At 60.6% G+C, this 21,932-nt stretch carries 22 protein-coding genes and 1 pseudogene; 11 read left to right on the forward strand and 12 right to left on the reverse strand.

The annotated features are described in order from the left end of the window. Nucleotides 1-84 precede the first annotated feature (84 nt). From GA0004734_RS20895 to GA0004734_RS20905, 3 genes are read left to right on the forward strand one after another with little or no spacing between them, the layout of a single operon-like run. Nucleotides 85-1,716 (forward strand): thiamine pyrophosphate-binding protein, encoded by a 1,632-nt coding sequence (locus GA0004734_RS20895; RefSeq protein WP_245292562.1) that lies wholly within the window; start codon nucleotides 85-87, stop codon nucleotides 1,714-1,716. Beyond that, a complete protein-coding gene (locus GA0004734_RS20900; protein WP_280949526.1) occupies nucleotides 1,703-2,845 on the forward strand; it encodes an OpgC family protein in 1,143 nt (380 codons plus the stop codon). Before GA0004734_RS20895 ends, GA0004734_RS20900 begins: the two co-directional genes overlap by 14 nt. A 7-nt stretch (nucleotides 2,846-2,852) precedes the next feature. Further along, complete coding sequence (locus GA0004734_RS20905) at nucleotides 2,853-4,061, forward strand: CaiB/BaiF CoA transferase family protein (RefSeq protein WP_092937595.1); 1,209 nt, start codon at nucleotides 2,853-2,855, stop codon at nucleotides 4,059-4,061. Nucleotides 4,062-4,559: 498 nt separating this feature from the next. Here GA0004734_RS20905 and GA0004734_RS20910 read toward each other — a convergent pair whose 3' ends face one another. The 8 genes from GA0004734_RS20910 to GA0004734_RS20940 form a co-directional block, all read right to left on the reverse strand. Beyond that, the gene (locus GA0004734_RS20910; protein ID WP_175386592.1) at nucleotides 4,560-4,715 is read right to left on the reverse strand and encodes a protein-disulfide reductase DsbD domain-containing protein; all 156 of its coding nucleotides are present in this window, start codon (nucleotides 4,713-4,715) and stop codon (nucleotides 4,560-4,562) included. 32 nt (nucleotides 4,716-4,747) lie between these two features. Continuing rightward, nucleotides 4,748-4,906: a hypothetical protein gene (locus GA0004734_RS26125; protein WP_175386594.1), complete on the reverse strand. Its 159-nt coding sequence runs from the start codon at nucleotides 4,904-4,906 to the stop codon at nucleotides 4,748-4,750. Nucleotides 4,907-4,983: 77 nt separating this feature from the next. Then, on the reverse strand, nucleotides 4,984-5,442 hold the full coding sequence (locus GA0004734_RS20915; RefSeq protein WP_092937599.1) for a YHS domain-containing (seleno)protein: 459 nt from the start codon (nucleotides 5,440-5,442) through the stop codon (nucleotides 4,984-4,986). A 111-nt stretch (nucleotides 5,443-5,553) separates the two neighbouring features. Further along, on the reverse strand, nucleotides 5,554-6,102 hold the full coding sequence (locus GA0004734_RS20920; protein WP_092937601.1) for a hypothetical protein: 549 nt from the start codon (nucleotides 6,100-6,102) through the stop codon (nucleotides 5,554-5,556). Between the two features lie 146 nt (nucleotides 6,103-6,248). Beyond that, nucleotides 6,249-7,061, reverse strand: a complete 813-nt coding sequence (locus tag GA0004734_RS20925; RefSeq protein ID WP_245292564.1) for an alpha/beta hydrolase family esterase — start codon at nucleotides 7,059-7,061, stop codon at nucleotides 6,249-6,251. A 199-nt stretch (nucleotides 7,062-7,260) separates the two neighbouring features. Next, nucleotides 7,261-7,896, reverse strand: a complete 636-nt coding sequence (locus tag GA0004734_RS20930) for a pyridoxamine 5'-phosphate oxidase family protein (RefSeq protein ID WP_092937603.1) — start codon at nucleotides 7,894-7,896, stop codon at nucleotides 7,261-7,263. A 14-nt stretch (nucleotides 7,897-7,910) separates the two neighbouring features. Further along, the gene (locus GA0004734_RS20935; RefSeq protein ID WP_092937605.1) at nucleotides 7,911-8,375 is read right to left on the reverse strand and encodes a nuclear transport factor 2 family protein; all 465 of its coding nucleotides are present in this window, start codon (nucleotides 8,373-8,375) and stop codon (nucleotides 7,911-7,913) included. 60 nt (nucleotides 8,376-8,435) lie between these two features. Beyond that, the gene (locus GA0004734_RS20940) at nucleotides 8,436-8,972 is read right to left on the reverse strand and encodes a carboxymuconolactone decarboxylase family protein (protein WP_092937607.1); all 537 of its coding nucleotides are present in this window, start codon (nucleotides 8,970-8,972) and stop codon (nucleotides 8,436-8,438) included. 109 nt (nucleotides 8,973-9,081) lie between these two features. On the opposite strand from GA0004734_RS20940, the gene GA0004734_RS20945 reads away from it, so the two are divergent. The 5 genes and pseudogenes from GA0004734_RS20945 to GA0004734_RS26730 all read left to right on the forward strand — a co-directional run bounded on the left by GA0004734_RS20945 (nucleotide 9,082) and on the right by GA0004734_RS26730 (nucleotide 12,890). Beyond that, nucleotides 9,082-9,996 (forward strand): LysR family transcriptional regulator, encoded by a 915-nt coding sequence (locus tag GA0004734_RS20945; protein WP_092937609.1) that lies wholly within the window; start codon nucleotides 9,082-9,084, stop codon nucleotides 9,994-9,996. Between the two features lie 83 nt (nucleotides 9,997-10,079). Continuing rightward, complete coding sequence (locus tag GA0004734_RS26130; protein WP_175386595.1) at nucleotides 10,080-10,226, forward strand: hypothetical protein; 147 nt, start codon at nucleotides 10,080-10,082, stop codon at nucleotides 10,224-10,226. Nucleotides 10,227-10,467: 241 nt separating this feature from the next. Further along, the gene (locus GA0004734_RS20950; RefSeq protein WP_092937611.1) at nucleotides 10,468-11,157 is read left to right on the forward strand and encodes a CGNR zinc finger domain-containing protein; all 690 of its coding nucleotides are present in this window, start codon (nucleotides 10,468-10,470) and stop codon (nucleotides 11,155-11,157) included. 759 nt (nucleotides 11,158-11,916) lie between these two features. Next, nucleotides 11,917-12,477 (forward strand): annotated as a pseudogene (locus GA0004734_RS26725) (LysR family transcriptional regulator); the annotation flags it as partial. An 80-nt stretch (nucleotides 12,478-12,557) separates the two neighbouring features. Continuing rightward, a complete protein-coding gene (locus GA0004734_RS26730) occupies nucleotides 12,558-12,890 on the forward strand; it encodes a LysR substrate-binding domain-containing protein (protein ID WP_280949520.1) in 333 nt (110 codons plus the stop codon). Nucleotides 12,891-13,017: 127 nt separating this feature from the next. Here the strand turns inward: GA0004734_RS26730 and GA0004734_RS20965 are convergent, their stop codons facing one another. After that, nucleotides 13,018-13,983, reverse strand: coding sequence for a PDR/VanB family oxidoreductase (locus GA0004734_RS20965; protein ID WP_092937615.1), 966 nt, complete (start codon nucleotides 13,981-13,983; stop codon nucleotides 13,018-13,020). A gap of 182 nt (nucleotides 13,984-14,165) precedes the next feature. On the opposite strand from GA0004734_RS20965, the gene GA0004734_RS20970 reads away from it, so the two are divergent. The 3 genes from GA0004734_RS20970 to GA0004734_RS20980 are packed head-to-tail and all read left to right on the forward strand — an operon-like array spanning nucleotide 14,166 to nucleotide 17,654. Further along, nucleotides 14,166-15,488, forward strand: a complete 1,323-nt coding sequence (locus tag GA0004734_RS20970) for an aromatic ring-hydroxylating oxygenase subunit alpha (protein ID WP_092937617.1) — start codon at nucleotides 14,166-14,168, stop codon at nucleotides 15,486-15,488. 20 nt (nucleotides 15,489-15,508) lie between these two features. Beyond that, a complete protein-coding gene (locus GA0004734_RS20975; RefSeq protein WP_175386598.1) occupies nucleotides 15,509-16,138 on the forward strand; it encodes an aromatic-ring-hydroxylating dioxygenase subunit beta in 630 nt (209 codons plus the stop codon). Between the two features lie 22 nt (nucleotides 16,139-16,160). Continuing rightward, nucleotides 16,161-17,654 (forward strand): glutamine synthetase family protein, encoded by a 1,494-nt coding sequence (locus GA0004734_RS20980; protein WP_245292565.1) that lies wholly within the window; start codon nucleotides 16,161-16,163, stop codon nucleotides 17,652-17,654. Between the two features lie 317 nt (nucleotides 17,655-17,971). On the opposite strand, the gene GA0004734_RS20985 is transcribed toward GA0004734_RS20980, so the two are convergent. The 3 genes from GA0004734_RS20985 to GA0004734_RS20995 all read right to left on the reverse strand — a co-directional run bounded on the left by GA0004734_RS20985 (nucleotide 17,972) and on the right by GA0004734_RS20995 (nucleotide 21,927). Continuing rightward, entirely contained in the window at nucleotides 17,972-18,940 is a 969-nt protein-coding gene (locus GA0004734_RS20985; RefSeq protein WP_092937623.1) for an NAD-dependent epimerase/dehydratase family protein, read from the reverse strand. A gap of 455 nt (nucleotides 18,941-19,395) precedes the next feature. After that, nucleotides 19,396-20,634: a phosphoglycerate dehydrogenase gene (gene serA, locus GA0004734_RS20990; RefSeq protein WP_092937625.1), complete on the reverse strand. Its 1,239-nt coding sequence runs from the start codon at nucleotides 20,632-20,634 to the stop codon at nucleotides 19,396-19,398. A gap of 297 nt (nucleotides 20,635-20,931) precedes the next feature. Beyond that, entirely contained in the window at nucleotides 20,932-21,927 is a 996-nt protein-coding gene (locus GA0004734_RS20995) for an alpha/beta fold hydrolase (protein ID WP_092937627.1), read from the reverse strand. Between the last annotated feature and the right edge of the window lie 5 nt (nucleotides 21,928-21,932).

The raw sequence follows: 21,932 nt of genomic DNA on the forward strand, positions 1-21,932 counted from the left end.
CCGATCATCCGGCGGGCAGGCCCGCGATTTCCAGATCCCGTTCCACCGATGACATTCGGCGGCCAAACCCTGCGAGACAGCATCGTGACCCTTGATATCCCCGCCACGCCGAGAGTGGCCGACATCGTGGCCCGCACCCTTCATGCCCATGGGGTCCGGCATGCGTTCGGCATGCCGGGTGGAGAGGTGGTGACCCTGATCGACGGCCTGCAGGCGGCCGGCATTGCCTTCCACCTTGCCCGTCATGAGACGGCTGCGGCCATCATGGCGGCCGGCGCGAGCGCGATGACGCAAAGCCCGCAGCTTCTTGTCACGACGGTCGGCCCCGGACTGGCCAATGCCGTCAACGGCATTGCCGATGCCGCACAGGAGCGGGTGCCGTTGCTTGTCATCTCCGGCATTGTCGATCGGGCAACGCGCGCGCGTTACACCCACCAGGTCATCGACCACGCCCAATTGCTTCGTCCCCTTGTCAAAGCCTCTTTCGAGGTCGAGCCGGAAAGCGCCTCTGCCACCGTCGCGCGCGCGGTTGCACTGGCGCTGAGCGAGCCGATGGGGCCTGTACATCTCGACCTCTCCCCCGCCAGTGCGGCCGCATTGTCGCCAAGTGCCGGGATCGTATCGCCACCCCACCGCCTGAGGCCAACGGTGGCGACGTCGGATCAAACCGTGCGGATGCTGTCTGAACGGATCGCTGCTGCACAACGGCCGCTCATTCTCGCGGGTCTCGAGGCCGTGCGCGATCATGCCGGCCCGGCTCTTCGGCATCTGTCGGAAACGATCGGTGCGCCCGTGATCACGACCTACAAGGCAAAGGGTCTCATTGCCGAAGACCATCCGCTGGCGCTGGGCGGAGCAGGCCTGTCGCCGCTTGCCGATCGCCTCCTGCTCGATCTCCTGGGGATGTCGGACCTGATCCTTCTGGTCGGCTACGATCCGATCGAGATGCGGCTCGGCTGGCTGGATTTCGTGCGCAATCCCCAGATTCTGGTGGAGATCACGACGGCGACAGCCGATCACGCCATGCACCATGCAGAACAGGTGATCCAGACGGCGCCACGCGCGTTCTTGCAGGCGCTGTCGGCGGGGCTTGTCGATCGGACGACGTGGCCCGGCGGTGAGCCCTTCAAAACGAAGGCCGAACTGACGCGCATCTTTGCCACTAGGTCCCCTTGGGGGCCGCATGCGATCATCGACGCGCTCAACGCGGCGGTCGATCCGGAAGCTGTCGTCACGGTCGACAGCGGTGCACACCGGATCCTGTTATCGCAGAAATGGATCGCCCAACGCCCGACATCCCTGCTGCAATCATCGGGCCTCTGCACGATGAACGCGGCGTTGCCCCTGGCGATCGGCGCCAAGGTCGCCGACCCCTCCCGTCAGGTGTTTGCCGTAATGGGCGACGGTGGCCTTGAGATGGGTATCGGCGAACTGGCGACGCTGCGCGATCTCGGCCTGCCGATCGTCATCGTGCTTTTCCAGGACCGCAGTCTGGCGCTGATTGCCCTGAAACAGGCGTCCGCCGGTCTTCAAAGCGCCGGCGTCGTGCTTGGCGAGACGGATTTTGCCATGGTCGCGCGCGGCTTTGGCGGCTATGGCATTCATGTGGAGACGAGTAATGACCTCCGTAACGCGCTTGAGGCCGCCCGCAGGCGCACAACCTTCACCCTCATCGCCTGCCGGTTCGACGCCAGCGCCTATGATGGCGCCTTCTGATCCGGCCCCGGCAGGCGGTCCTCTCGCTCAGACGATCAAACGTCCCCGCGATCCGCGGCTCGATTTTTTCCGCGGCATCGGCATGCTGATCATTCTCTTGGCGCATATCCCCGATGACGGCTGGGCGCTCTGGATACCGGCGCGGTTCGGTTTTTCCGACGCGACGGAGATGTTCGTTTTCCAGTCGGGAATGGCATCGGCGATCGCCTTTGGATCGACGTTCGATCGAAGCGGCGCGCTGATCCTCTTTGCCCGCGTTGCCCAGCGCATCTGGCAGATCTTCTGGGCGCATATCGTCGTTTTTATCGTCGTCACGGCCATCATGGTGGTCGCGGGAACGCGCTACGACGGCGTCACCTATGTCGAAAGCCTCAATCTCGTACCCTTCATGAGGGATCCCGGGAACCTCCTCGCGGGCCTGCTGACGCTCACCTACGTGCCGAACTATTTCGATATTCTGCCGATGTATATCGTCATTCTCGCACTGATGCCGGTCATGATCCTTGCGTCGAAAGCCCATCGGCACCTGCCCTTTTTCCTCATGATCGGCTTATGGTCGGCGACCCAGTTCGGCCTGACGGGGCTTCCGGCCGAACCGTGGTCGGATCGTCAGTGGTTCTTCAATCCTTTCGGTTGGCAGTTGCTGTTTTTCACCGGTTATTTTCTGATGCGCGGCAATCTGCCGTCGCCCGCTTACGATCGCAGGCTGGTGGCGCTGGCAATCGCGGTGGTGGTTCTCACCGTGCCGTTTGCCTGGGTGCGCTTTCAGGACGTTCATCCCTTCTTCCAGATGGCGGCGGCAAAACTCGCCCCCCTCACCGACAAGACGAATTTCGGGCTGCTGCGCTTCGTGCACTTTCTGGCGCTCTGCTATATCGCGGTGCAACTGGCGGGTCGGAAAGGCGAACGTCTGCGCGGTCGCATCGTGCGCGTGCTGACGGTGGTGGGGCAACAATCGCTTGCCGTGTTCCTTACCGGCATGGTCATCGCCCACCCCATCGGCATCGCGCTCGACCACGCCGGCCGAACCGTCCCGGCAGAGATCGCCGGCAATCTGTTTGGGTTCTGTACGATGATTGCGACCGCCTATCTCGTCCGTTGGTTCAAAAGCTCTCCCTGGAAATCATGAGGCCCCGATGACCGAAATCCGACGCGCCGCCAGCCTCGACGGGGTGCGCATCCTCGACCTCTCGCGCATTCTGGCAGGACCCACATCGACGCAATTGCTCGCCGATCTCGGCGCTGATGTCATCAAGGTCGAGCGCCCGGATGTCGGCGACGATACGCGAAGCTGGGGACCGCCCTTCGTCAGCGATGCCGATGGCAATGACAGTGACCTCAGCGCCTATTTCCTTTCGGCCAACCGCAACAAACGATCGATCGCCATCGATCTTGCCAGCGACGAGGGCGTCACCCTCATCAAGCGGCTGGCGGCGATCTCGGATGTGGTCGTCGAGAACTACAAGCCTGGCGATCTGGATCGGCGGGGACTTGGCTTTGAGGATATCCGGGCCGTGAAACCCGATATCGTCTGGTGCGCGATCTCCGGTTTCGGCCAGACCGGCCCTTATGCCGAACGCACAGGATATGATTTCCTCGTCCAGGCCATGGGCGGCATCATGAGCATTACCGGGGAAAGTGACGCTGCCGGCGGACGCCCCGTCAAGGTCGGGCTTGGCATCGCGGATGTCATGTGCGGCATGTATGCGAGTGTCGGCATCCTTGCGGCCCTTCGTCATCGCGACCGCACCGGTGAAGGCCAATATATCGACCTTGCCCTTTACGACACGCAAGTCGCCTGGCTCATCAATGCCGCCACAAATCATCTCGTATCGGGCAAGGTGCCGGGCCGTATCGGCAACCGGCACCCGAATATTGCGCCCTATCAGACCTTTGCAACGGCGGACGGCGAAATTGCCATCGCGGTCGGCAACGACCAGCAGTTCGCGCGGTTCTGCGCGGCAATCGGTGCGACTTCACTGGCCGAAGACACGCGCTTCAGGCGCAATCGCGACCGCGTCGTTCATGTCGATGCACTGGATCTGCTGGTGACCGAGGCGCTGCGAGCCGACACCGCGGAAAATTGGGAACGACGCCTCCTCGCCGTCGAGATCCCGGCGGGCCGCGTTGCCACCATCGATCAGGTCGTCTCCAACCCGCAGACGCTGGCGCGTGATATGGTCGTGCCGATGCAAACCACCGATGGCAAAGCGATCCGCGTGATCGGCAATCCGCTCAAAATGTCCGCCACGCCCGCCCGCTTTGACCGGGCTCCGCCACATGTCGATCAGGATCGACAGAACATTCTCGATGAACTCGCCAAGATCGAGACGAGACGCCGGTAACAGGCTGTGCCAGCAGAGACCGTTCCACCGCACCGACGACGAGGACGACGGCATACACCGCCAAGAGAAGACCAAGGGATTGCAGGCCCATGCGCAGGGGTGTCGAACGCCCCTTGGCGGCGTCGAGGACGCCCAGGAAAATGCTGGCAGACAGTCCCCCTAAAGCCCAAAGTCCGAGAAGCAGTCCGCCGGGAATGAGCGGCTCGGCATCCATATCGCGAGGGCAAAAAAACGAAGCCGAAACCCTGTTTGATCACATCCATCCAGGCTCCGGCGCGCGGCAGCGCTTGTGAACCCGCCGTTCCGAAGATGATCAGCGCTCTCCCTCACGGGCGAGAGCTGCCGCCAGAATAGGATAGAGCCGAAACACGCAAGGGGTGAAGGCCAACAGGATGCCGAAGCCGAAAAAAGCTGCAAGCAACAGGGGTATTCCGCCGCGAACGAGGAATCGATCGACGATATCGTTGCTGTGTGCCGTCGTCGTGGACGGCGGGGCCGTCAGGCGGGAACGATGTGCCGATAAAGATAGTAACCGGGCGGCATCTGCCAGTGCAGATGGATCTGGCCGATGCTTCCCCGTCCGACGCTCAGCTTGAAGGCGTCGTTGAACGCCAACGGCGTTTCGGAAGCCGACACACCGCCAGCCGTCGCCATCAGAGCCCATAAGATCAAAAGGAAGCGCATGGCTATGCCGCTACCCGACCGGTGCGACCGTCATCCGGCAGCGGATCGATCGACGCATCGGGATCGGAGACGGGGGCACTCCGGCGATCCTGGGAGCCGGCCCTGAAGCTGGGCGTGATCCGGAAGGAGCATTCCTGCGAAAGGCGGTGCAAGGCGATCATGGTCTATCCGATAACGTCGCTTGAAGGGACGCCCATCCGCGCAGCGAACGGGCGTTTGCCTGCATGTGCAGCAGGGATCACGGCGCCGCCTGTGCCCTGACAGTCTCCCAGTTCGCATTGGCCTTCGCGATATTGCCGCTCACATCCTGTCGCCAGGTCTTGAGGACACTGTCGTTGTAATTGAGATAAAGCTTGTTACCCACCACCGTGAAGGCCTGGGGCTCGGTTGTCGCCTTGTGTCCCTGAGCCGTCCCAAACGCGCAGTAGCCGCCATACTGCGGCACGAAATGTGCCGGATCGGCGGTGGACATGTTTCGATGGGCTGCCGATGCGAAACGGAACGTCGCACCTTGATAACTTGCCGTGTATTTTTCCGAGCCCTTTACCGGTTTATGATCGGTAAAATAGGCGACCGGATCATAACCATTGATCGCGACCCCTCCGGTCGCGAAGATCTCTTGCGCGAAAACGTTGGCGCTCAGCGAAAGCGTCAGAGCAGAGGCGAGCGGAAGTATTTGACGTAACAAGACGGTCATTTTTCAATCCTTTCATGAGATGATCACCACCCGCCTATTTCGCCGTGGCAAGGGGAGAGGTTACATCCATCACGATCACGAGTTCGTGCGGGACAGGCCAGGAAGCCGGACCTATTGGGAACACATGGCAAGTGCGACTTTCCCTGTGAGCTCCCGGATCACGCTGTCTTTTTCTGCGGCCTCCCGTGTCAGGTTGCGGATCTGAGCTTCTGAAGAGCGGGAAACCTCCCAGAACGTCACGGTGAAGATGATCGGAACCGTCATGACGGAACCATCGCGGGACTGATGGTCCTCTTGGGGGGCCTGTTCCGGCGTCGCAACACGACCCCACAGCCTGAGAGCGCAGGCATTCCCGACCTCGCATCGAAGAACGGCATCCGGCGTCGCCTCAGGGCTGCTCATCGCATGGCGAAGCGTGACGGCGTCGGCATGAAACCGAAAGGTAGAATGATCGATGACATGGGGCGTCATCACCTGACCGGACACAACTTGGAAGACGATCCCCGGCGCAATGCGCGCATAATCGATAGCAATCCGCCGTTGGCTCTGTACCAGATGTGCAATGCTCGGCGTGATCTTCTGTCCCCAGACGGCAGCACCTGCGGCAAAGTGGTAGACGACAGGATGTCCCCTATTGGGCGTGACAACCGAATTCAGCATCGCTCTGCTCCTGTGGGATACCGGCGCTACAATGCCGCCGGGACGTTTTGAAAGTGCGTGGTGGCCCTTTCCACTATGATCCAATACGTCTGACGGGGACGGTTCGTTACAGGGCGGCGAAATCTACCCATCCCGCCCGGCAGGAATTATTTCGGGAATCCCAGAACGGTGAGGCCGGCGTCGAGCCAGCCCGCACCGGCCTCGTGGCCGCGGTTGTGAACACACATGATGCTGTCACCGCGAAGGCAACCGGGAACGTCGTCACAGACAACGCCGCCTACGACAATCTGCCTGGCATGCGTCACATCGCACTGCGACCGCTGGCGCATGATGGCAAGGCTTTTAAACGCATCACCTTGATGAAAGGCCTTGCCGATGGCGCGCCCTGCCAAGGGAAACGTGGTATCGGCGCTGCCATGAAAATGCACCATGGGCGGGACGTCGGAAACGCAATCGGACGCCTTCGGTAACGGGTCCCAGAAGACGCCGGAGAACGTCACCATACCGGCCGCCTTCTCACCCTGCTGGCAGGCTGTGTACCAGGCCATCGAAGCGCCGATTGAGAACCCGCCAATCACGATCCGGTCCGGCGTAAAATGCTCCCGCTGCCTTAGATCATCGAAAAGGCCGCCGATAAATCGCTTTTCATCTCGCCGGGCGCTTGGACTGCCGGGAAAGGACCATCCGCCATCGATGCCATCGACCGCCACATAGGCGAGGTGATGCGCAAGTGTCATGGCGACCAGGGGACGTTGCTCCATTTGCAGATCCGCCGATCCCTTCCATCCGTGAAAATAGACGAAGGCGCCTCGCACATCGCCGTCCGCGGGAAAGGCGATGCGATACGCGCCCCCGGGTATCGGACAGCCGGTCTTCACACCGCAAGGAACCTCGGCAATGGCTGGGGAAGCCAGCCCAATCGCCAGCAAGGCAAGAACGGATAAACGCATGGTCGACATCTCATCTCGATGAATTGGCTTTCACGTCCAAGGGGCAGTTGGCCTCAAGCGGGTCCGCAGCGGCCCACGATGGACAGTTCGTCCAGGAGAGGCGATCTGTTACATCGAAACCGGGCAGCGTCATCACATCGCCGTTTATTGACGATCGGTCTCGCCCGCTTGCCGTCCGAACACAGCCATGAGATTTGGTTTGGCGACCTCACTCCTGAACGGGTAGCACCCGGCGCTTGAGGTCCTCGATGTCACGTTCCAGCGCAGCGATCTTGAGGTCACGTTCAGCGATCAAAGCCTGCAAAGGCTCCGGTTCCACAAGATGCGGGATATGCTGCGGACAATTGACATCCCATGTGTCGACCGTAAAAAGCATGGCGCGCTCGACCCTCGCCCGATAGTCAGGCGGCGTTAGACGGGTCATCAGATCCTGGTCGCCCTCAACGACCCGAATTCTGCCCCACAACTTGACGCGCTGACGGAGATTGTAGTCAATCAGGAACAGGTGCGCCTTCGGATTTTCCGACAGATTGCCGATGGTGATATACTGGCGATTGCCCGCGTAGTCGGCAAAACCCACCATACGCCGATCGAGAACCTTGAGAAAACCAGCAGGACCGCCACGGTGCTGGATATAGGGTTGTCCATCAGCGCTGGCCGTTGCCAGAAATGCGCTTTTCCTGCTTTCGATGAACCGGACGAGATCGGGTGACAGGTCCACCGGCCAAGAGCCATTGTCCTCCATGCGTGCATAAATTGCCCTTGAATGCCTCTCTGTCTGGGCAGCCTTTACGGCAGAGCTGAAGGCGACGTCGCTGGGGACAGGATTTCTGACTTCGGGCATGGATCGAATCTCCTTCATAATCCCAGTTCGCTGAGGGACGGATGGTCATGCGGCCTTGGACCAAGCGTCCAATGAAAGACACGTTGACCGTAATGGATGGGCAGATCGTTGATGCTGGCGATGCGCAGCCGCATCAGCCCCTCGCCATCAAACTCCCAGTTCTCGTTTCCGTAAGACCGGAACCATTGGCCGGAATGATCATGCCATTCGTAAGCGAACCGCACTGCGATACGATTGCCCTGATAGGCCCACAGTTCCTTGATCAGCCGATAATCGAGTTCGCGGGTCCATTTGCGTGCAAGGAAGCCACGAATGTCCTCCCTGCCCTCGATAGATTCTGCGCGGTTTCGCCAACGGCTGTCGGGCGTGTAGGCCAGACACACGACATCCGGATCACGCCCGTTCCAAGCATCTTCGGCCCTGCGGACCTTGATGATAGCGCTTTCCTGATCAAACGGCGGCAAAGGGGGACGCGACATAGCACTCTCCGGTTCAAGAGGAAGCCGGCCACCATATCCGGCCGACCTCCATTCAGTGCTTCAGGATACGGCGGGAAAATCGATTTCCGTGCCGGCGACTTCGTTGATGTAGTTCGTCCAGGTATTGAGGGCTACGTGCTGGACGATCTCGACGATCTGCGCGTCGTCGTAACCGGCTGCCTTGACGGCGCTGACATCCTCGCGCGTGACATGACCGCGTTCAACCGCGACCTTGGCGGCAAACCGGATAGCGGCATCCACCTTGGCATCGTTGGATCGGCCACTGCGATTGGCTGCAATTTCGGCGTCATCGATCTTTGTCAGGTTCTTTCCGATGTAGGTGTGCGCCGCAAGGCAGTAGCCACAGCCATTGATTTGCGCCACGGCAAGCGCAATCCCTTCGCGGGTCTGGGCGGCAAGCCTGCCCTTGCCGAGCGCACCGGACATGGCAAGATAGCCTTCGAGCGCAGCAGGGCTGTTGGAGACCACGCGAAACAGGTTGGGAACGCTCCCGAACTGGGATTTGACCTGCTCCAGCAGCGGACGAGAGGCTTCGGGCGCATTTGCAATATCGGCGGGCGTTACGATGTTTGTCATTGTCTTGCCTTTCCTGAGGTTCAAGCGACGACCGCACCATCTCACCTTCCACTTTTCGGGAATATCCGGTATTTTTGAAACATGATCTCTCATTTCTTAAAAACATCAAATGGACCGTCTGGACGCCATGGCTCTCTTTCTCGACGTGATGGAAAGGGGCAGCCTTTCGGCAGTGGCACGCGCGCGGTCCATGCCGCTGGCGACGCTGAGCCGGAAAATTTCCGATCTCGAGGCTCATCTGGGGACACGATTGCTGCAGCGCGCAGGGCGCGGGCTGGTGCCGACTGAAGTCGGCTTCGATTATGCCAATGCATGCCGTCGCATCCTTGATGACGTCGCCGAAGCGGAACGGGTTGCGGGTGGGGAATTTTCCCGGCCGAAAGGCAGCCTGATCATCACCTCCCCTGTTGTGTTCGGCCGGCTGCACGTGCTTCCTGTCATCGCCGACTTTCTGAAGCTGTATCCGGAGATTCGGGTCCGCCTGATCCAGTCCGACAGGATCGTTGACCTGGCAGAGGAGCATGTCGATCTTGCCGTGCGCATTGGCACGCTCAGGGATAGCGGGCTTGCGGCCCGCAACATCGGCACACTTCGCCAAGTCCTTTGCGCCAGCCCCGATTACCTTTCACAGCATGGCCGCCCCAGCCGGCCGGATGAGTTGGAGAACCATTTCTGCGTGAGTTTCGAAACGCTGACGAGCGGCAGCAACTGGACTTTCCACTCTGCGGACGCGGATCAGCACGTCGATATCCATCCACGGCTGACCGTCAACACGGCCGAAGCAGCCGTCGATGCTGCGATATCCGGTCTCGGTCTGACACGGGTCCTGTCTTATCAGGTTGACGATGCACTTCGGGCCGGCAGTCTCGAAACCTTCATGGAAGAGTTTGAAGGGCCTGCCTGGCCGGTGAGCCTCATCTACCCCAAACGAGGGTCAGTGCCGAAAAAGATCAGAGTCTTTATCGATTTCGCCGCCGACCGGCTGAAATTGCGGTTATCGACACTCCGCCAATCCAGCCGATGACGTTTTGATGAAACCTATTAAAGCTTATTTATAAAGTTACCACTGGTATTAAGGAGCGCGGCCTTCAAACTACGACGACTGAAATGAATTCGAAAACCAATCTTTGTTTGCGCGCGGTCATCATCGTGCTGTCGCTGACCCCATCACTTGCGATGGCGGAGGACGTGCCGTCCAGACTGTCACTTTCCGACGCCCGCTACATAGTGGAGAACGCAACCAGCGACTGCTAGGCGAAAAATTTCAAAGTCTCAGCAACGTTGGTAGATGCAAGCGGCCAGATCTGCCGCTCCGGCAAAGCGTGGTGTTGTCGCGGCAAGCAAGCCGCTGCCGACAAGAACTGCAAGGCCCATTGTGGAACGAGAGGAAGATGATGCCGTTAGCAGGTTCCATTTAACCTTTAACATAACTATTTCCTAGGTTACATATGCCCTGTAACTTTTCAAATCAAATTTTTTAGGTTACTCATCGGCCATGACTGATGCCGACCGCCCCCTTCCGACCACCGTTGCGCGCCGGGCTCTGCCTGCCATTGCCCTTGGCGATCATCTGGCGCTTGATTTTCTCAATTCCGTCGCTACTCCCCAAGGAGAGGTCCTAGACTGGATAGGTTCGGGCACGGATCTGGTGGACTGGCTTGAAGTGTTCGGAGCAATCACCAAAAGCGACGCTGCAGACATTCGCGCCACGTGGAATGCCGCGACGCTGGATGCGATTGCGCGCGAAGCCGTTGTCTGGCGTGAGGCGTTTCGCAGTCTGGTTGGACGGATGGCATCCGAGGGGCGTTCGGCGCTGCGCATCGAAGATCTGCAACTGATCAACCGCTGGCTGCTGCCGGACAGGATGACACGTCAGCTCGTGACTGGCACGACCGGAGAGGTGGAGCTGGTGCATCGTCGTATGTGGACCGATGCCGCGCAAATCATGGCGCCCGTTGCCCTTGCCGCCGCCGAGATGGTCGCTGGTGACGATTGGGGCAACATTCGTCAATGTGAAAACCCGGCCTGCACAATCTGGTTTCAGGATCGAACAAAGGGACACCGCCGCCGCTGGTGCAGTCAGGCCCTCTGCGGAAACCGTTTCAAGGTTGCGGCCTTTCGGGAGCGTCAAAAATACGGACGCCGAGTCGCTGTCTCGGCAGGGACAAAAAGTCCCTCGGCGTAAAGCATCATGGCTTTGCTCCTGACCTTACCTACGCGCTCCAACAAAAACGCCCTCCCATCGCCGATTGTCATGAGGTGATCCCCGAACAACGGGGCGACCAGGAAACATGCCAGTTTATGCCGCGCACCGACTGCGACGCCGGACGCCGCATCCATCATGATCAGCCGATCGCCACCTTTTAAGGACGACGACTGTCAAAAGGATGCGCACGAACTCCGATCGCAATTCAGCATGCTGCGAGGCTTGCCTAGTTTGCTCCACCGTGGCGTTGTTTGCGGCGCTCGTCTATCGCCGGCATGGTCACGTGATAGACTTGTTTAAGCCTGCGAGATCTTGCGGCGAGCGCCCTTCAGCTTGCTCTTCGGAATGAAGAGGGCCGACCACGTAACCGTTGCGGCGTGCCTTGGTCTGCACCGCCCTATAGATGAGGAAGCCAAAGCTTTCCCCAGCCTGTGTGGTTCTGGTCTTCTCTACCGGCAGTGACTGCAAAATGCTGCGATAAGGCCCCCTGTGCTTCATAATTGTGAAAACCCGGACACGTTACTCTTCTCAACACGGGCGCGTGCATTCATGATGCTTTCCCGATCCACGTTCTTCTACCAGATTTCATCTGAACATCGGGACCTTGAGATATTACGGAGTAGAACCGCTATACGGTGTCGCGGCAGGTGACCTAGGTTAGGAGATCGCCCTGCCTGAAAGGCGACGCATGTCTGTCATCGGCAATTTCGAAGAAGTCCTGCAAGACAGAGGTTCACGATGCCGGAGATAGTGTCGTGGGATCTGGTTCGCGTTTTCCTCGCTCTGTCGCGGCTGCAGAAGTTCGAGGCCGCGGCGCATCAGCTGGGCCTCGATTCGACCACCGTCCGGCGGAAACTCCAGAGGCTCGAAAAGATCGTCGGCGGCCCGCTGTTCGACAGCGACGGCGGTATATTGACCGTTCGCGGGGACCACCAGTTGCTTTTCGAAACCGCCAAGGAGATGGAGTCGGCGGCCCGGCGGTTTGCCAACAGTGCCGTGCGCTCATCGAGTGCGGGGTCGATCCGCCTCTCCGTCATCGACATCATCGGACGACTGCTCACGCCGGAATTCGCTGGCTTCACGGCGGCCCATCCGGGGATCTCGCTGGATGTCACGACCGAAACCCATTTCGTCGATCTCGACGCCGACAGGGTCGATATCGCCATTCGCATGGCACGGCCGGAACGCGGGCGGCATGAATTGCGGAAGGTCGCGGATGTGGACTTCGCGGTTTATGGCACGCGTCCCTACCTGTCGTCTCTGGCGCAGGATACCGCAAAACCGCTCGATCTGGTGGTTCTGAAACCGCATTTCCCCATCGCGATCACGATTTCAGCCTTGCAGAGGACCGGTGGTTTCTCTCATTGGAGCGTCCACTGGTGTTTGCCGGCTCCACGGACAATTACCCGATGCTGCATGCGATGTGCCGGGAGGGCATGGGCCTTGCGCTGCTTCCGCGCTTCCTCGGCGCCGGCGATCGGCAACTGGAAGAATACCCAGTCACCGGAGGCCGCAACCGGATCCCCGTCTGGATCGTGATCCGGGAAGACTCGGCCGAGGCACCCAAGGTGCGCCGGCTGGTCGATTACCTCGTGGAACGGTTCAAGGACTACCGACCTTTGCTGAACGGTGCGCACACCGCAGGGAATGACGATGAGGCCGAAGGCGCCGATCCGGATCATCCGGTGGATGGTTCTTTTTCCCCGGGGTGAACGATGCCGTCATTGCGGGAGAAACGAAAGCAATTTGCATGAAAGAGGAAGAACGCAAATTGCCTTCGGTCCTTGATGTGCCGCACTTCGGTCTCGCAAAACCGCTGCACATTTTTGCGCGACATGCCTAGAGATCCAGAACCAGGCGGGTCGAGCGGCTTCTGGAGCAGCAGACGGCGATGCGCAGGTTCGAAGCCTTCTCCGCATCGGTCTGATAGATATCGTGATGTTCGGGCTCGCCCTCCAGCACATCGACAAGACAGGTGCCGCACATGCCCTGTTCGCAGGAAAGCTCGAGATCGAGGCCGGCTTCGACCAGAACTCTGGCGATGCTGCGCCCCTTGGGAACGCGATATTCCCGTCCCGTTGCAGCATCCACGACCGTGAATTCCCGGTCCTGTTCCTCCCCGACGACGCTCAGAGGATGGAAGTGCTCCTGGTGAATTGTGTCGTCCCGGTAACCTTGAGCTCTTGCGCAGGCCGTTACCGCCACCATGAAGCCTTCCGGCCCACAGGTGTACAGATGCAGTCCGTCGGAAGGCGCCGGCAGGTCACGCCGCGCGTCGAACATCGCCGAACTCGTCTCGTCGCAAAAGTGGAAGGTGACGTTCGCAGCGAAGGGAACCGCTTCGATCAGCGGCAGAAATGCCGCCGAGTGCCGGTCCCGCGTGAAATAATGCAAGCCGAACGGCACGCCCCGCGCGTGGAGAGCATGCGCCATCGACAGCAGGGGCGTGATGCCGATGCCGCCGGCCAACAGGACGGCCCTGTCCGCATCGCGAACCAGCGGAAACAGGTTCCGAGGCGCGCCAATTTTCAGGACATCACCGGGATGCAGCCGGTGAACGGCCTCCGACCCACCGCGTGAGGCCCGGTCTTTCAGGACGCCGATCCGGTAAACGTCCTCCTCGTCAGGGTTGCCGCACAGCGAGTATGGCCGGACGAGGTTTGGGCCGAGATCGACATCGATATGGGCGCCGGGCTCGAAGCGTGGCAGTTTCACTCCGGTATCGTGCGAAACGAGATCAAGGCTGACGATGTCCGCGGTTTCGCGGTTAATCCGCTCTATGCGGACGGGAAAGCGTTCGATCATTCCGACGACCCTCTGTTTGCCATTCCCCCAGCATAGCGGGGAGCGTGGCAGGCCGTAGGCGGCAAGGCTTGCATTCCTGCAAATCCGTCTGGCTTTTCTGCGAGCGCCAGCCGCTGGAGCAGCCGGATGCTCAAATGGTAGTCATGGACATTCCTTAGGCAAACAGGAAGGGAAGGCGATCCATGGACACAGGTTTATCTCCGCCAGGCGTAGCCGAGGCGCTCCGCTTTGATCGGTATTTTCGGTCCGGCTACGTCCATCGCGACGTCTACACCGATGCGAGGATCTTCGATCAGGAGATGCGCGCCCTGTTTGGAAGGACCTGGGTCTATATCGGCCACGAGAGCGAGGTTCCCGCGCCAAACGACTACGTGACCCGTGAGATCGGCCGGCGACCGGTTATCCTGACCCGGACCCGAAAGGGCGACGTCGCTGTCCTGATCAATCGCTGCACCCATCGGGGCGCGCTGGTCTGTCGCAAGCCCCGGGGCAATACGAAGCGCTTCACCTGCGGCTACCACGCATGGTCCTTCGGTACGGATGGAAGCTGTACCTCCGTTCCGCTGCGCTCCGGTTACGGGGAGGATCTCGACATGCGCGAGCTCGATCTGGCGAGGCCCGCGCACACGGAGTCCTATCGCGGCTTCGTCTTTGCCAGCATGGCGCAGGATGTACCCCCTCTGGTCGATCACCTGGCGGGCGCCCGGCAGCAACTCGACGCGTGGATCGATCGCGGCGACCGGCAGGCGATCGTCGTGCGCTCCGGTGCGATGAATTTCAACATCCACACCAACTGGAAGTGCGTCTACGACAATGCGGCGGATGGCTACCACACGCCGTTTTCCCATGAATCGATGCTGCGGGTGTTCCAGGATCGCTACGGCGATGTCGATCTCGCCTATTATCAACAAGACTTCGATACATCGCCCCTCTTCATCAAGGCGCTCGGCAATGGCCACACGATGCTGGACCAGCGCCCGGCCATGCACGCCGACAGCGCCTGGGGACGGCAGCACCCGCATCCGAGCCGGGAGCAGGTCGAGGCCGTCATCACGGAACGCTACGGGAAGGACGCCGCTATCGCGAAGCTCGACGCCTCCACGGGCTCCGGCATGAACCTCAACATCTTTCCGAACCTGCTGATCATCGGCAACCAGATCCAGGTTCTGGAACCGCAAGCCGTCAACCGGACGCTGGTCAAATGGTACTCCACGACGCTGGAGGGCGCTGACGCGGACATCAACCTTGCGCGCATGCGCATGCAGGAGGACTTTCCGTCCTTCGGGGAGGTGGACGACGCCGCCCAGTTCGAATCCTGCCAGCAGGGCATGACCCTGGTTCCCGAACTCGAATGGATCGACATGCGCCGGCACATGACGACCGGGGCTGGCTACACCGACACCGACGGACACTGGCGCGAACCCGTTTCGTCGGATCTCCACCAGCGGACCTACTTCGACGCGTGGCGCCGCATCATGGGCGAAAGCCCGCTTTTCACAGCCTGATGGATTTCCGGAGATCGGCCATGCCCCAGACGATTGCGACACCCAGAACGCTCCGCACGGATATAGAAGGCTATTTCGGCTTGAGCTATTATCAGGCGGTGCAGGCGATCGTCGAGGATTGGCGCGCGCTGGCCGAAATCCCGGCGGAGCGCCTCGCCGACCCGGCCGACACTGCCGCCGTGACGCGCCTGCTCCATGCCGAAGCGCGGCTGCTCGACGCGGAGAGACTGCCGGAATGGCTCGGCCTGTTCACCCCGGACTGTGCCTACTGGATACCGGCGGACACCGCGATCTCGACACCGTGGACCGCGGTGAGTTGGGAGTTCAACGACCGCCGCCGGCTGGAGGAGCGTGTGGAGCGGCTGGGTACCGGCAAGGCCTATTCGCAGAGCCCGCCGACGCGCTCCGCCCATCTCTATTCCAACATCGAGGTTTTCCGGGGCGCCGATTGGTCCGGCGCGACCGAAAACACGCTGCACGTGCTCTGCACCTTTCTCATCCAGACCAATTTCGCGGGACATCCGTCAACCAGGGCCGGCTGGAACGGCTACATCGTGCGCAAGGAAGGACCGTCCTGGCGCATCGTTCTCAAGCGCATCAGCCTCTACGACGCCGATCTCGCGCAGGACAACAACAGTTTCACGCTCTAGAACAACGAAGGGGAACAGGAAGATGAACGAGCTTACCCGTCCACAGGCAATGATCGGAAAGCAGACGGATTCCGTGGGGCGCAGCGGATTTGTCGAACGCATCGGACTGGCGACGCCGGAGCGCGAGGAAGCGCTTGGCGCTCTGGTCGCCCGGATCGCCGAACTCGACCTGGAGGTGATCCGCATCGCCTTTGTCGATGTCCACGGCCAGCTGCGGATTCGGCCGGTCGAAGCCGGGCATTTCCGTTCGGTCGCGCGCAACGGCATGCCGTTCGGCACGGCCCTGTTTGCGATGGACAGCGCCAACTTCATTTTTCAGAACGTGTTCTCCGAGGACGGCGGCTTCGGCCGCAAGGATATGGGCGGCGCGGGCGACATGCTGGCGGTTCCCGATCTATCGACCTTTCGCGTCCTGCCATGGGCGCACAAGACCGGCTGGATCCTGTCCGATATCTACCTGAAGAGCGGCGACCGCTGTCCCTTCGATCCGCGCGGCAGCATGCAGCGCGCCTGTGCGGATCTGGCCGCGCGGGGCTACGGCTTCGTGGGCGGCGTCGAGGTGGAGTGCCACATCTTCAAGGTCGACGATCCCAAGCTCAGCCTTGAGAACTGTAGCCATCCTCCCGTACCCGCATCGGTCTCCCCGATCCGCCATGGCTACCAGTACATGTCGGAATTCGTCAGCGACGAGATGGAATTCGTTCTGAAGCCGCTGCGGCGTGCCTTGCTGGACGTCGGTCTCCCCCTGCGTACGGCAGAGTGCGAATGGGGTCCGGGACAGGTCGAAATCACGCTCGACCCGCTGAACAATGTCGAGGCGGCGGATGCCATGATCCTCCTGCGGTCCACCGTCAAGCAGGTCGCGCGCCGCATGGGATTGCTGGCGAGCTTCATGACCAAGCCGGGCCTCCCGAACGTCTATTCCTCCGGCTGGCATCTCCATCAGTCGCTGAGCCACAGCCAGTCCGGCATCAATGCCTTCTCCTCCGCAACCGACAGTATTTCGGAGGTCGGCCTCGGCTTCATCGCCGGATTGCTCGAACATGCGCCGGCCGCAACGGCGTTTTCCAATCCGACGATCAACGGCTACAAGCGCCTGAACGGCAACGCGCTGGCGCCCCAGCGCGCCATCTGGTCGGATGACAACAAGGCCGCGATGCTGCGTCTGGTCGGCGGGATCGGCGATCCGGCGACGCATCTGGAAAACCGCTCCGGCGAACCCGCCGCCAATCCCTATCTCTACATGGCATCGCAGATCTATGCCGGCCTCGACGGGATCGATCGCAAGCTCGATCCGGGTCCCGCCCTGTCCGACCCCTATGCCCAGACGGACAAGCCGGCGCTGCCGAAGAACCTCAACGAGGCCGTCGAGGCTCTCGACAGCTCAAGCTTCTTCCGTGCAAAGCTCGGAGACGACGTGGTGAACCATTTCATATCGACGAAGAGAAGCGAGATCGGCCGGTTCCAGTCCTATGTCACGGATTGGGAGCAGGGGGAATATTTCGAGATGTTCTGATCCCGCGATGGGATTGGGGTGCAAGCCAGATAGCCCGCCATTCTCCGAGCCGCTCATCCTCGTCGCAATCGAGATCATAGACGAACGGATCCTTGTCGTGCGCTACGGCATGGCCCCGGCGATCTCGAAGCTTCCATGGCGGCGTTAGAAGATAATTATGGATCGTCACGTTGGAGTATCTGGTCTCTGCAATCCGCATTTGGCGCATCTCGGCCGACAAAAATATTTCATTGATCCTCGAGGTCCAGAAGCAGTGTACGTGAACCGAAATGAAGTTCGCTCGATCAAACCACCCGATACCTTACTCGGCCGATACCTTACTCGGCGCGTGAGCCTTCTCCTTTGGAATTTGCAATATGCCACGCGACCGCTTCCTGTACGGCTTGCAGCGATGTGTGCCGGGGGACGAAGCCAAGGAGGCGCAGCGCCTTTTCCATCGAGCAGTTCGGGCTGCGCGCAATATGCTCCCATGTGGCTTTCGCGTCGTCAGCGCTCTGGCCAGCCGCCCATTGGTCATAGGGAAGGAATTCCAGGTTCGGTTCATGACCGAACCAGCGCGACATGCTCTCGGCATATCCGCGCAGCGTCAGCGCCTTGTCGGAAACGGCGTGGAAGCTCTCACCGAGTGCCGTTGCATGGGAGGAAATGGCCGCCATGAACAAGCGGGCGATATCTTCTGCATGGACATGATGGACGGTCTCCAGGCCGAAGTTCGGCAGGACAAGCGTCTCACCGCGCGCCAGCATCGAAAACACCTGCGGATTGAAGTTGCCCTGCGGATTGAGCGGGGTCCAGCCAGGACCGACGATGTGCCCGGGATGAAGAATGGTCGCTGGAAACCCGTCCACATGCGCCTTCCTCAAGAGGTAAGCTTCAATCTCTGCCTTCTGCACCCCATAGTCGCCGAACGGATATTTTGGTGCGTCCTCAACGGTGGGAACAGCAACGGACGTGCCGTGGGTCCAGATCGTGCCTGTGTGAAGGAAATGACCGACGTGACCGGACAGAGCTTCAACCAGCATTTCAGCGCTGGGTTTGGTGAAGCAAATCATGTCGATGACGATGTCGGGCTTCAGAGACCGGATGTCCTTGCCAAAAGTGCCGGCGTGCTCCAGCGCCTCCCGATCCATTTGCAGACGTTCGACCTGACGCCATGCCGCGTTCGCCTGGTAGGGCTCAGCCACGCCACGACTGATGGCAACCACCTCATGGCCCGCTTCTACGAGGGCGGGGACGAGGTAGGTCCCGACATGCCCCGTTGCTCCGATCACGATCACACGGGTCATAACGTCACCTGATTTCCTGGTTGATGGATGCTTGTGTTCGGGAACGCACACCTGTCGCTCGGGTTCCGAACGGTGCGAACGCGTGAAGACCTTCAGTTCCGTGGAGTTGTGCAAGATGCAGGACAAGATCGGTTGTGTCCAAACAGGTCAGACAGTTCCCAAGCTATATTCACATTGCCTGGTACACGCTTTGATAACATCATCGCATTAGCAGGCTGCTCCGGCCTCAGGCCGATTGACTTCGACCAACTGCGGTGCCGTATGTGAAAGCACATTGCCTCACCCCAGACATGGTCGCCAGGCACTGTGGCCGCTTCCTGCCGCAAGATAAGGCGGCGCTGGCGGCGAAGATCCTCAACCAGGTCTGGCAGGCGGCGTGATGGACGTTCTCGCGTATCCGTCTGACGTGGTGCAGCGCCTGCTGGTCGCCACAACATCTGCCATTCCTCGATGCGTCAGTAGAGCAACCGCGTTCTGATCGTTCCGGGTATCTCGCGCAGCACCTGAAGGATGTCGTCTGCTGCCTCATTCACGCTCTCGACTTCGATGACCACGTAACCCGTATCGCCGTGGGTCTGCAGGAACTCGGCGATGATGTTCACCCCGCGCGAGGAGAAGATCTCGTTCAACCGGTTGAGCATGCCGGGGCGGTTTTCGTGGACATGGATGAAGCGCGTCCCGTTCGGGCGCTCGGGCAACTGCACCTGCGGAAAGTTGACGGCGCCCATCGTCGAGCCGATGTCGGAATACTCGACCAGCTTTCTGGCGACTTCCCCGCCGATACGCTCTTGTGCCTCTTCGGTCGAGCCGCCGACATGCGGTGTCAGAATCACATTGTCCAGGCCCTGCAGCGGGCTTTCGAAACGCTCGTTGTTGGAAGCCGGCTCTTTGGGAAACACATCGACAGCGGCGCCTGCCAGATGGCCGTCCTTCAGGACGTTCGCGAGGGCATCCAGATCGACCACTGTGCCGCGGGAGTTGTTGATGAAGATGGCGCCCTTCTTCATGCGGCGCAGCTCGGCTTCGGTGATCATATTGTGCGTCGAGGCTGTTTCCGGGACGTGCATCGTCACGTAATCGGATATGTCGAGGAGCTCGCCGAGCGACGCCATCGATTCGGAATTGCCGCGGCGCAGCCTGTCGGAGAGATCGAAATAGCGGACCACCATCCCCATGCTTTCCGCGAGCGCACTCAGCTGCGAGCCGATATTGCCATAGCCGACGATGCCGAGGGTTTTTCCGCGAACCTCGTGGCTGCCGACAGCGGATTTCTCCCATCCGCCCTGATGCGCAGATGCCGAACGCGGAAAGATCTGCCGCGTCAGCATGATGATCTCGCCGATCACAAGTTCGGCCACCGAGCGTGTGTTCGAATAAGGCGCGTTGAAGACCGGAATGCCGCGGTGACGCGCCGCGTCCAGATCGACCTGATTGGTACCGACGGAGAAACAACCGACGGCCATGAGCTTTCTGGCGGACTCGAAGATCTCTTCCGTCAGTTGCGTCCGAGACCGGATGCCGATGATATGCGCATCGGCGATATGGGCTTTAAGATCCTTGTCATCGAGTGCTTTGGGCAGATGCACAAGGTTGGTGTATCCACACGCCTTGAAATAATCCACGGCACTCTGGCTGATGCCTTCGAGCAGGAGCACGGAGATTCGATCGCGCGCGAGAGAGAGTTGGAGAGGCATGGGTAAACCTTCATTTTCCGGTATCGGAACAGGTGACGTCGTATGCCGGCTGTTGCGGCACGCTTCAGCGGTGGTTTGCGACCATCCGGCAGAAACCACAAGCAACCGGAAGGTGCTTATGCACACGCTGTGATAGGTGGAAGCCGCGCTGATGCATGGCTTCTTTTACGTCACATGAGTCGGAATGACGGGATGGATGCAGCGTCGTCTCGTCGTAAAGTCGCTACCGGCTGACGGAAAAACCGGACAATCCGGCAACTGGTATTGGTTGCCGGATTTAAATCTCGCGAACGGCGATCAGCCCTTGATGAACGCCAGAAGATCCGGGTTGATCACATCGGCATGCGTGGTGAGCATGCCATGCGGAAAGCCCTTGTAGAGCTTGAGGACGCTGCCCTTGATCAGCTTGGCCTGCATCTCGACGGCGGCCTTGTAGGGGACGATCTGGTCGTCGTCGCCCTGGGTCACGAGCGTCGGGACGGTGATCGCCTTCAGGTCCTCCGTCTGGTCGGTCTCGGAGAAAGCCTCGATGCCGTCGTAGTGCGCCTTGGCGCTGCCCATCATGCCCTGACGCCACCAGTTGTCGATGACGCCTTGCGACACCTTGGCATCCGGCCGGTTGAAGCCGTAGAAGGGGCCGGCGGCGACATCGAGGAAGAACTGGGCGCGATTGGCGGCTAAGGCCTGCCGGAAGCCGTCAAAGACCTCTATCGCGGTTCCCTCCGGATTGGTTTCGGTCTTCAGCATCAGCGGCGGAACGGCGCTGACGAGAACGGCCTTGGCAACGCGGCCCTGCGGCTGGCCGTAGCGCGCGACATAGCGGGCAACCTCGCCGCCGCCGGTGGAATGGCCGATATGGACGGCGTTGCGCAGGTCGAGATGTTCGGCCACGGCCGACGCGTCGGCGGCGTAGTGGTCCATATCATGACCGTCGCTGACCTGGCTCGACCGGCCATGGCCCCGGCGGTCATGGGCAACGACACGGTAGCCCTTGTTGACGAAGAACAGCATCTGCGCATCCCAGTCGTCGGACGACAGCGGCCAGCCGTGGTGGAAGACGATCGGCTGCGCGTCATTCGGACCCCAGTCCTTAGTGAAAATCTCGACGCCGTCCTTGGTGGTGATGAAATGATGGGTCATGGGTTCAAGTCCTTTCGGTTGAGGGGAAGCGGGTTTGCGGGATGCGCTCCGGCCGAATGCCGGCAGGGCAAAGGGGAGAGAGAGGGTGGAGCCGACGACGAGGACTTGCCGGCGCGACACGGCGAAGGGGTGCGAAAGCGGGTTCCCGGACATTGGCG

This window comes from Rhizobium sp. 9140, from assembly GCF_900067135.1.
GTDB lineage: Bacteria > Pseudomonadota > Alphaproteobacteria > Rhizobiales > Rhizobiaceae > Ferranicluibacter.

Excerpts from the sequence above, each read along its gene's own strand:
- GA0004734_RS20970 (WP_092937617.1), top strand. The coding sequence starts at position 14,166 with ATGGACACAGGTTTATCTCCGCCAGGCGTAGCCGAGGCGCTCCGCTTT.
- GA0004734_RS20905 (WP_092937595.1), top strand. The coding sequence starts at position 2,853 with ATGACCGAAATCCGACGCGCCGCCAGCCTCGACGGGGTGCGCATCCTC.
- GA0004734_RS20920 (WP_092937601.1), bottom strand. The coding sequence starts at position 6,102 with ATGCTGAATTCGGTTGTCACGCCCAATAGGGGACATCCTGTCGTCTAC.
- GA0004734_RS20985 (WP_092937623.1), bottom strand. The coding sequence starts at position 18,940 with ATGACCCGTGTGATCGTGATCGGAGCAACGGGGCATGTCGGGACCTAC.
- serA (WP_092937625.1), bottom strand. The coding sequence starts at position 20,634 with ATGCCTCTCCAACTCTCTCTCGCGCGCGATCGAATCTCCGTGCTCCTG.
- GA0004734_RS20915 (WP_092937599.1), bottom strand. The coding sequence starts at position 5,442 with ATGACCGTCTTGTTACGTCAAATACTTCCGCTCGCCTCTGCTCTGACG.
- GA0004734_RS26130 (WP_175386595.1), top strand. The coding sequence starts at position 10,080 with ATGAATTCGAAAACCAATCTTTGTTTGCGCGCGGTCATCATCGTGCTG.
- GA0004734_RS20995 (WP_092937627.1), bottom strand. The coding sequence starts at position 21,927 with ATGTCCGGGAACCCGCTTTCGCACCCCTTCGCCGTGTCGCGCCGGCAA.
- GA0004734_RS20930 (WP_092937603.1), bottom strand. The coding sequence starts at position 7,896 with ATGCCCGAAGTCAGAAATCCTGTCCCCAGCGACGTCGCCTTCAGCTCT.
- GA0004734_RS20925 (WP_245292564.1), bottom strand. The coding sequence starts at position 7,061 with ATGTCGACCATGCGTTTATCCGTTCTTGCCTTGCTGGCGATTGGGCTG.
- GA0004734_RS20975 (WP_175386598.1), top strand. The coding sequence starts at position 15,509 with ATGCCCCAGACGATTGCGACACCCAGAACGCTCCGCACGGATATAGAA.
- GA0004734_RS20940 (WP_092937607.1), bottom strand. The coding sequence starts at position 8,972 with ATGACAAACATCGTAACGCCCGCCGATATTGCAAATGCGCCCGAAGCC.
- GA0004734_RS20950 (WP_092937611.1), top strand. The coding sequence starts at position 10,468 with ATGACTGATGCCGACCGCCCCCTTCCGACCACCGTTGCGCGCCGGGCT.
- GA0004734_RS20935 (WP_092937605.1), bottom strand. The coding sequence starts at position 8,375 with ATGTCGCGTCCCCCTTTGCCGCCGTTTGATCAGGAAAGCGCTATCATC.
- GA0004734_RS26125 (WP_175386594.1), bottom strand. The coding sequence starts at position 4,906 with ATGATCGCCTTGCACCGCCTTTCGCAGGAATGCTCCTTCCGGATCACG.
- GA0004734_RS20910 (WP_175386592.1), bottom strand. The coding sequence starts at position 4,715 with ATGGCGACGGCTGGCGGTGTGTCGGCTTCCGAAACGCCGTTGGCGTTC.
- GA0004734_RS20945 (WP_092937609.1), top strand. The coding sequence starts at position 9,082 with ATGGACCGTCTGGACGCCATGGCTCTCTTTCTCGACGTGATGGAAAGG.
- GA0004734_RS20980 (WP_245292565.1), top strand. The coding sequence starts at position 16,161 with ATGAACGAGCTTACCCGTCCACAGGCAATGATCGGAAAGCAGACGGAT.
- GA0004734_RS20900 (WP_280949526.1), top strand. The coding sequence starts at position 1,703 with ATGGCGCCTTCTGATCCGGCCCCGGCAGGCGGTCCTCTCGCTCAGACG.
- GA0004734_RS20965 (WP_092937615.1), bottom strand. The coding sequence starts at position 13,983 with ATGATCGAACGCTTTCCCGTCCGCATAGAGCGGATTAACCGCGAAACC.